General features: G+C 40.4%; 4 protein-coding genes. All 4 read right to left on the bottom strand.

What is annotated here, in order from left to right; all coding sequences use genetic code 11:
• A partial coding sequence (locus IBX42_RS10895) for an N-acetylmuramoyl-L-alanine amidase (RefSeq protein WP_294932829.1) occupies positions 1-1385 on the bottom strand: 1385 nt, incomplete at its 3' end.
• A gap of 7 nt (positions 1386-1392) precedes the next feature.
• Entirely contained in the window at positions 1393-2484 is a 1092-nt protein-coding gene (locus tag IBX42_RS10890; RefSeq protein WP_294932827.1) for a nitronate monooxygenase family protein, read from the bottom strand.
• Complete coding sequence (gene tyrS, locus IBX42_RS10885) at positions 2484-3686, bottom strand: tyrosine--tRNA ligase (RefSeq protein ID WP_294932831.1); 1203 nt, start codon at positions 3684-3686, stop codon at positions 2484-2486. The genes IBX42_RS10890 and tyrS overlap by 1 nt, the downstream gene beginning before the upstream one ends.
• A gap of 23 nt (positions 3687-3709) precedes the next feature.
• Positions 3710-5848 carry a RelA/SpoT family protein gene (locus IBX42_RS10880; protein ID WP_294932825.1) on the bottom strand — a complete coding sequence of 713 codons (2139 nt, stop codon included), beginning with the start codon at positions 5846-5848 and terminating at the stop codon, positions 3710-3712.
• Positions 5849-5954 lie beyond the last annotated feature (106 nt).

Below are 5954 nucleotides of genomic sequence, written 5' to 3'. Positions count from 1 at the left end.
TTGGCGAAGTATCTCTCGATACCGTCAGCCAAACCAAGAGCCATTGTATTTAAATAGTTCTTGTCAACAAGTCGTTTAGCCTCCATGGGGTTAGAGATAAACCCAACCTCAACCAAAACAGAGGGCATTTGAGCACCTACCAAAACCCAAAAAGGTCCCTCTCTTACTCCGCCGTCTTTTACACCGCTGTATTTTTTATTTAGTTCGCCGAGCATTCCCCTCTGCAGATCTATCGCCAGCTTATTTGATGCCACCGTATTGTGATGGTTTAAAAAGTTTAAGTAACTATCTTTTCCATATATATTCATATCGCTCATGTCTGCCGAATTCTCTTTAGCAGCAACTCTCTTAGCTCTAGCAGAGCGCGAAGGGGAGAGAAAATAGCACTCTATACCATGTACGCTATTTGCATTTTTGCCATCAATTGCATTAGCGTGGATGCTTACAAAAATATTTGCTCTTTTTATATTGGCATATTTTGTTCGCTCGCTTAATTTTACAAACTTATCACTCTCTCTTGTCATATACACTTTGTAGCCGCGAGATTTTAAAATCTTCTGGACCTCTTTTGCAACATCTAGCGCAACAATCTTTTCTCTATATCCTCTGTACCCAACAGCTCCCGGGTCTTTGCCTCCATGCCCTGGATCTATAACAATTACCTTGCCCTTATCTCTTTTTATCGGCACCACTTTTTCAAGGGTCGGCACAACCTTGCTAGATGCGGTCTTAAGCTTAACTTCCAATGTTTTGACATCAACGGTATAACTAACCTCTACCTTTGCGCTATGAGTTACAACCAACCTCAGAGTCTTTGGATCAAACTGGGCTATTTTAATTCTATCTATATTGTTGTTGTTAATGTTTTGTGAGCTGGTAAGCATAGCTGTTTTGATATCAAAGACATATCTATATCTGCCTTTTGTCATATCATGAAGCGTAAAATACTCGATCTGAGAAGGCGTAAGTTGTTTGTCAAACTCCAGAAGCAGCACATCTTCTCTCCAGTTGAGAGATTTTAGTCTATGCAAAGGGGTGACATGAACATCTTCAATATGCTCACTCTTTGTCATCTCTTTTGGTTCCGGTTTATTGTAGCTGCTCTTTTGCAAAGCCGCTTGAAGCTCTTTTGAGTATTTTGAGACATCAATGCTAAGTCTCTCTCCGCTCTTAACTATTCCCTTTAGAGCCTCAAACTTTAAAGAGTTATCATTCTCAACCATGGAGCGAAGGTATAAACTTTTGTAGTCGTCGTAAGCGCGAAAAGTATCGCTTGTAGAGCTGCTCTTCATATAGCTATTTGCTCTTTTTAAAAGCTCACTACTAGTGGCAGAAGCCTCTAGGGAGATGAAAAATAAAAAAGAGAGTAGAAAAAGCTTAAACATCACCCTTCTATTCACCGTTAACTAATTTATCCATTAACTCTTTTACGGAGATTATTTTATCTAACCTGTATCCGTTGGTGCCTGAGAAGAAGAGTCCCGTCTCAAGATTTCCGTTATAAGCATCACTAAGTCTGTCGGCGATGCAGTAACCGACCTCTTTTGCCTCTTCACCGCGATTACATGGAGCAACACAGTTTGAGATACATTTTATGGCAGGTCCCTCTCTCTTCTGTACAAGCTCAGTAAGGTTTGTTCTAACACCTTGAGCCGGATAACCTACGGGAGAAGAGAAGAGTTGAATATCCTCTTTTTTTGCATTTAAGAGAACTTTTTTAAAGTTTTCGTGTGCGTCACACTCATGAGTTCCAATAAAGCGCGTTCCCATCTGAACACCGCGTGCACCAAGAGAGAGCATCTCCTCTATATCGTTTTTGTCCCAAATACCGCCGGCTGCAATTACCGGGATATCTCCCCAAAGAGCGGCCTCTTCAACAACGGGTTTCACTAAATTTTCAAGCTGATTCTCCGGCATTTTGCACTGTTCATACGTAAAGCCTTGATGCCCGCCGCTTTTTGGACCCTCAAGCACAACAGCGTCTGGGAGTCTGTTATATCTTTTCTGCCATCTTTTACAGATGATTTTTAAAGCTTTTGCAGATGAAACAATAGGAACAAGCGCAACATCAGGATACCCCTCCGTAAACTCAGGCATATTCGTAGGCAAACCTGCTCCCGTGATAATAATATCTATGCCGCTCTCACATGCATCTCTTACCGCTCGCCCATAATCGTTGATAGCATATAAAATATTTGCGGCAAGAGGTTTGTCGCCGCATATCTTTCTGGCATTTTTTGTAATCGCGTCAAAACCCTCTTTTGAGTAGAAACCAAGAGTGTCAAGCGGTCTGCCCCCAATGAGCTTTGAGGCATATTTTTTATCTTCATAGTAGCCTGTTCCAACGGAACTGATAACGCCAAGACCACCCTCTTTTGAAACATTTCCCGCAAGCTGATCCCAGCTTATACCGACACCCATTCCACCTTGAACTATAGGCTTCTCTATTGTATGCTTACCGATTTTTAATGATTTGTAGCTCATTAGTCCACCTTTAACTTTGCAAATTTTCTTTTTCCGACTTGGAGGATATACTCCCCGCTTCCTAACTGCAACTGCTCATCATTAACTTTTTCTTGATTAATTTTAACGGCACCTTGCTTAATATCCCTTCTTGCCTGAGAGGTTGATGGAGAGAGATTGCAATCAACAAGCGCTTTTGCAATCCAAATCTCTGCATCACTTCTGTACTCATCAATCTCCGTAGGAACCTGATTGTTTGAGTGCACTTTATCAAACTCGGCTTTAGCAGCTTTTGCAGACTCATGTGAGTGAAATCTAGTAGTTATCTCAAGCGCTAAATCCTCTTTGACCTTTTTTGGATGAAGAGAACCGTCGGTTACGCCGTTTTTCAGAGCTTCAATCTCATCCAATGTTTTTGCACTCAAAAGTTCATAATATCTCCACATAAGTTCATCAGAAACGCTTAGCACTTTTCCAAACATGTCGTTTGGCTCATCTGCTACGCCTATGTAGTTGTTCAGAGATTTACTCATCTTTTGTACGCCGTCAAGACCCTCTAAGATAGGCATCATAAGAACAGACTGCTCTTTTCCTATCTCGTATGCGCGCTGAAGATGACGACCCATCAGAAGGTTGAATTTCTGATCGGTTCCGCCTATTTCGATATCACTTTTTAGGTGAACACTGTCATAGCCCTGAAGCAGGGGGTAGATAAATTCGCTGATTGAGATAGATATTCCGCTTTTGTGTCTTTTGTCAAAATCATCGCGCTCAAGCATTCTTGCAACGTTAAATGTTGTCGTAAGCGTCAACATCCCAGATGCTCCAAGCGGGTTTATCCACTCAGAGTTAAAGAGAACCTCAGTTTTTGAAGGGTCTAAAAGCTTAAATACCTGCTCTTTGTAGCTCTTTGCATTCTCTTGTATCTCTAGAGCACTTAGCGTTTTTCTAGTAGCACTCTTTCCCGAAGGATCGCCTATTTGCGCAGTAAAATCGCCGATAAGAAACTGGACTTTCGCGCCATATTTTTGAAAGGTGGAGAGTTTTTGCAAAAGCACCGTATGCCCAAGATGCAAATCCGGTGCGGTCGGGTCAAAGCCTGCCTTTACCGTATATGTTTTACCCTCATCAAAGTACGCTTTTAATAGTTTTTCAATTCTCTCATTGTCTATTATCTCTGCACTGCCTCGTTGTATCTCTCTTAAAGCTTCTTGTAACATAATTCTCTATTTTTCCTATTTATAGTCTATTTGTAAGCATCATCAGTACGAATGAGATGTATTACTTTTATTTTTTGTTCGATTTTACCACGAAGCAAGTTAATATCAGCTTCTTTGCTCTCAAACCCAATCTCACAATACTTTGTTGTCTCGCTTCTGTTTTTACCAAGCTCTATTTGCGTTATATCGATCTTCAGTTTTGCAAGGTACTTTAAGAACTCCGCCAAAGTTCCCACTCCGCTGTGAAGCGAGACTATCATATTGTAGTTAAAAGTATTTAGCTTCTGCCATCTTATAAATACCATCGGTTCATGATTTTCAAGTTTTTTTGAAGCGCTTGAGCACATTTTATGGTGCACATGTGCTTTACCCTTCTCTAAAAATGCAATTACCTCATCACCATTTTTGGGATGACAGCAGTAGTCAAAAACTATGTCACTTACTCCCGATGTGCTATAAACCTCAAGATCACTGAAAGGGTAGCGTTTTATCTTAAACCTGTGTCTTGAGAGAAATCTTTTAAATCTGTTGTTTTGATTTATATCTATTATATATTTGTGTATAACTTCACGAAAATGCTCAATATCAGTAGCAATTGTGGCTACCTTTTCACAGCCGTTTTTATCGAACCACTCTTCGACTCTTGAATAACCAAGATTCATAGCAGTAGCTACTATACTCACGCTTGTTCTTGAGTTTATATCTCTTATTCTGGCATTGCATTTGTACTTCATATTGGTTTTTGCTTTAGACGTTTTGACCGCATCAATCCAGCTGCATCTAGTTATGCTGCTCTCGCCGACCTCTATTTTTACGATATCCCCGTTATGAAGCTCGTTTATAAGTGATGTTTTTGCCTTGTTAACAAGGGCTGATTTTGCATGGTTGCCAACATGAGTATGAACCGCATAGGCAAAATCAAGAACTACCGCACCGCGAGGAAGTGTAAAGGCTTCCCCCGTAGGAGAAAAAACAGATATATCTTCGCTGTAGAGATCGTTTTTTATAAGATCATAAAAATCTTCAACAGACTCATTTTGGTATCCTAGATTATGAAGCCAGTCAAGTTTTATGCTGTTGTTACCGCCGCTCTTATATTTCCAGTGCGCAGCAACGCCCAGTTCTGCTGTTTTGTGCATATCATACGTTCTAATTTGTACCTCAAATATCGCCGTGTTATAAAAGACGGTAGTGTGTATTGTCTTGTATCCATTGTCTTTTGGTACGGCAATGTAGTCCTTAAATCTTGAAGAGAGAGGCTGAAAATGCAGATGGATAAGTCCCAGTATTTTGTAACACTTGACGGCATCATCACTCAATATTCTAACCGCTAAAAGGTCAAGAACCTCATCTATACCAACCCCTTTTCTCTGCATCTTAAGATAAATTGAGTACTTGTGTTTCACACGCGAGAGTATCTCAAACTCATCTTCGCAAAAGCCGTTTTGAACCAAAACCTTATTTATCGACTGCTTGAACTCATCAAGTCTCATCTCTATTGCATGATAGTTTGCATCAAGATAGCTATCTATATGACGCTTCTCTTCTTTAAAAAGGTATGAGAAACTTAAATCTTCTAATAGATTTTTTAAAAAAGAGATTCCAAGACGGTGAGCTATGGGTGAATAGACGACAAGGGTCTCTTCGGCAATTCTCTGCTGTTTTTGCTCAGGAAGTGCATCGAGGGTGAGCATATTATGAAATCTGTCACAAAGCTTTATAACCAAAACCCTGACATCTTTTATGCTTGCTAAGAGCATCTTTCGAAAAGAGAGTGCCGATACGACAAGGTGTTCATTGGAGTTAGATGGAATAAGTTCGGCGTCTCTAATGCTGTCTATCTTTGTGAGACCTTCGACCAGATGCGCGACATCTTCGCCAAAAAGGGCTTGAATCTCATCAATGTTGACATGTGTATCTTCTACAACGTCATGCAGGAGTGCGGCTATTGCCATTGCTTCGTCATTTGTAATAGATGAAACTATCGCCGCTACTAAAATGGGGTGAACTACATAGGGTTGACCGCTTTTTCTAAACTGCTCTTCATGTGCAACTTTGGAGCATTCCAAAGCTCTCTCAAGAGCATCGCTATGAGGCATCTGCTCAAAAAGATACTCTGTTGCCGAGTCAACATTATCTATCTGTTTTATTTTTTCGATATCCATTTGACCCAGACTCAATTAACTATTTTTTGTTATCCACAAAGCCCTTGATTATTATAAGGCCCTCAGCTATCTCCATTAAAGCCAAATCTGCAACTTTTACATTTTT

The sequence above is a fragment of the Sulfurimonas sp. genome (genome assembly GCF_014859695.1).
GTDB lineage: Bacteria > Campylobacterota > Campylobacteria > Campylobacterales > Sulfurimonadaceae > Sulfurimonas.
This window is presented reverse-complemented; position numbering and strand designations above follow the sequence as displayed.